Annotated in this window: 4 protein-coding genes; all 4 read left to right on the top strand. The window is 51.8% G+C overall.

Annotated features, from left to right (window positions below):
- Positions 1 to 181: 181 nt before the first annotated feature.
- The 4 genes from VXK47_RS06190 (at position 182) to VXK47_RS06175 (ending at position 2,600) form a co-directional block, all read left to right on the top strand.
- Complete coding sequence (locus VXK47_RS06190) at positions 182 to 1,528, top strand: DUF2254 domain-containing protein (RefSeq protein WP_435547900.1); 1,347 nt, start codon at positions 182 to 184, stop codon at positions 1,526 to 1,528.
- Positions 1,529 to 1,657: 129 nt separating this feature from the next.
- Complete coding sequence (locus VXK47_RS06185; RefSeq protein WP_435547899.1) at positions 1,658 to 1,894, top strand: DUF4160 domain-containing protein; 237 nt, start codon at positions 1,658 to 1,660, stop codon at positions 1,892 to 1,894.
- Positions 1,875 to 2,189 (top strand): DUF2442 domain-containing protein, encoded by a 315-nt coding sequence (locus VXK47_RS06180; RefSeq protein WP_435547898.1) that lies wholly within the window; start codon positions 1,875 to 1,877, stop codon positions 2,187 to 2,189. The genes VXK47_RS06185 and VXK47_RS06180 overlap by 20 nt, the downstream gene beginning before the upstream one ends.
- A gap of 84 nt (positions 2,190 to 2,273) precedes the next feature.
- Positions 2,274 to 2,600 (top strand): AccI family restriction endonuclease, encoded by a 327-nt coding sequence (locus VXK47_RS06175; RefSeq protein ID WP_435547897.1) that lies wholly within the window; start codon positions 2,274 to 2,276, stop codon positions 2,598 to 2,600.
- The last annotated feature ends 85 nt before the right edge of the window (positions 2,601 to 2,685 follow it).

Raw genomic sequence — 2,685 nt, 5'->3', positions numbered from 1 at the left:
GTGGTCAGGAATTGCTTGCAGAGGTGCTTTCAATACTTGATGCTTGCATTTACTAAAGGGCCAACAAATCAATTAACCCAACGCCGAGTAAGTTACGTTTTTTATCCTTGGCCGGCGGCGGCGTGGGTTATTTCCGTCGTTCGGCCCCGCAGGACATGCGAATGAATGAGGTAGTGTCGTCATGAGAGTACAGGTTTTCAAAACATGGAACCGCGTTCGTTCCAGTTTCTGGTTTCTCCCGGCAGTCATGGCCGGCGGGGCGATGGTGTTGGCCTTCGCAATCGTCGCCCTGGATAAGCCGGTGACGGACTGGTTGGCGCTTAACTGTGGTTGGTCTTTCACCGGCGGAGCGGAGGGGTCGAGTTCCTTGCTGGGTGCTATCGCCGGATCAATGATCACCATCGCCGGGGTGGTTTTTTCGATGACCCTGGTCGCTCTATCGCTTGCCTCGTCACAGCTCGGGCCCCGTCTGCTCCGCAATTTCATGCGCGACACCACGACCCAAATGGTACTCGGTACGTTCGTCGCTACCTTCCTGTACTGCTTGCTCGTCCTCCGCACCATCCGCCGCGCTGAGGAGATCGCCTTCGTCCCCCACTTGTCTGTCACTCTCGGCGTGCTGCTCGCGGTGGTGAGTGTGGGGGTGTTGATCTACTTTATCCATCACGTGTCCGTTTCTATCCAGGCCAACGAGATCGTGGCGCGGGTCGGAACGGAGTTGATCGAGGGAATAGAGCGCCTGTTCCCGGAAAGCATCGGCCGGGGAGCACCACGGATTCCGACGGAGCCACCTGACGCAGGTTTCCTCGACACGTTCGGTCGGGAGGCGCGTCCGATTGGATCTGCAGGGGACGGCTATCTGCAGTTTGTCGATGGGGACGCTTTGATGGCGTTGGCCATGCAAGAGGATATCGTTATTCGACTGGAGCGACGACCCGGCCATTATGTCGTTGCCGCCCGCCCGCTGGTGTTGGTCTGGCCAGGAAACAGGGTTACCGATCAGCTTATCGACCGCGTCAATTCCGCGTTCGCCCTGGGTAACCAGCGAACGCCCGGTCAGGACATTGAGTTCACGGTCAACCAACTTGTAGAAATCGCGATACGAGCCCTCTCTCCCGGGGTGAATGACCCGTTCACGGCGATGACGTGTGTGGACCACCTGGGGTCGGCACTGTGCCGCTTGGCTCAACGAGACATGCCGTCGCCTTATCGACATGACGAAAAGGATCAGCTTCGGGTCATTACGCCTGTCTTCACGTTCCCGGATGTCACGGACGCGGCGTTCAACCAGATCCGGCAATATAGCCGTTCCAGCGCTGCGGTGACCATCCGTCTGCTGGAAACGATTGCCGAGGTTGCGGGATCCGTACATCGGCCGGAGGACAGCGCTGCGCTGTTACGGCACGCCAAGATGATCGTCCGGGGGGCACGCGGCGGGTTGCTGGAAGACGAGGACCGCCAGGAGGTGGAAGAACGCTTCCAATCCGCGAACCAATTATTGAGCGAGTCGCCAGGATCTAAGCTCTGAAATGCACGTACGCAGCCAGCATTCCGATGCCAAATCGGCCGAACCATTCACTGGTGCGGACGCAAGAAGCCGCGCCGCACAGTTCAAACGTTGGGCTAAACAATAATTAATCATAAGAAGGTGGATTAAATGCCAACTGTATTCAGATTTGGCCCATATCGATTCTTTTTTTATGCCAGTGATCATGATGAACCGCATCATATCCACGTCGAACGAGATGATAAAGTTGCGAAATACTGGCTCGATCCGATCCGCCTTCAGAACAGTGGTGGATTCAACCGTCTTGAATTAAAACAAATTTATAGTATTATTGAAAAAAATCAAGAATCCTTGATGGAGGCATGGAATGAATATTTTGGCCGTTGAAATCGAAATCCCCTATGCTGTCGATGTCCACTCGACTGAGGACACCCTAACCGTTGACCTTAGTGACGGGCGCACCATTTCGGTTCCATTGGGATGGTACCCTCGCCTTGATCACGCTAGCCCTGAGGAACGAGCAAAGTGGAGGCTGATCGGCAAAGGTCAAGGTGTCCACTGGGAGGACGTAGACGAAGACGTAAGCGTTGAGGGTGTTCTTGCTGGAAAACCCTCCGGAGAGAGTCAGGCGTCATTTAAAAAGTGGCTTCAGAATCGACAAACTCGCCCAACAACTGCGTGAACGCGGACTGGCAATTATCGCTACGCTCCATTGCCAGCCGGTTACGCCGAGCGTTGGGCGTAATAAAAATAACAAGGAGCAAAAATGTATAAAGACGATATCTTGAATCTTATCCAACAATCACCGCTTGAAATTGATACGGAAATACAAATGACAGGGCGGCCACCTACGATGGCAAATTCAGAATTCCTTACAAATAAGGAACAAGGTGATTGGGCTGAACAAGTTGTATATAGGGCAATTAATGAATTCTCATCTGACTATTTTGCTATTCAATATGGTCGATCTGATTCAATAGCAGCTGGGGATGATGGTTTTGCTGATTTTTATATGGAATATCAAAGTGAACTGAACACAAGCAGTAGTGTCCGGTTAAGTTTTTGCATGTTATATGGGATAAAAAAATTATAAAAATGTTTATTTTTTGCTTGACAAAGCAGATAAAAAATTTTTGTCGCCTTGTTATAAATTATAATTATAACAAGGAGTTAAGGCA

The sequence above is a fragment of the Desulfobacterium sp. N47 genome, from assembly GCF_051233685.1.
GTDB lineage: Bacteria > Desulfobacterota > Desulfobacteria > Desulfobacterales > RPRI01 > RPRI01.
The sequence above is the reverse complement of the archived record's forward strand: the minus strand, read 5'-3'. Positions and strand labels throughout refer to the sequence as shown.